The 234-nt window shown below is 73.1% G+C and carries 1 protein-coding gene; it reads right to left on the bottom strand.

The window, feature by feature from the left end; translation table 11 throughout:
* Positions 1–234 (bottom strand): hypothetical protein (locus tag ACZ3HG_RS24945; protein ID WP_465335243.1); only part of this gene is annotated, 234 nt, incomplete at both ends.

Here is a 234-nt window from a genome sequence, read left to right as displayed (position 1 = left end):
AGGTCGAGGAACGCGTGTTCGAGGTCTCCCACCGCGGGGGCGTACTCGACGATCGGGATGCCGGCTCCCACGAGGGCCCGGAGGCCCGCGACGGCGGCTCCTTCGTCGGCGAACGGCACGAGGAGGTCGCGTCGATCGACGCCCACCTCGTCCGGTGCGCGTCCCAGCGCCCCCGCGACGGCCTCGCGGTCGAAGGCTGTTCCAAGAGAAGCATCGAGCGCCACCCGCACCCGC

It is taken from the genome of Erwinia sp. PME.40.26/001 (genome assembly GCF_055556675.1).
The sequence above is the reverse complement of the archived record's forward strand: the minus strand, read 5'-3'. Positions and strand labels throughout refer to the sequence as shown.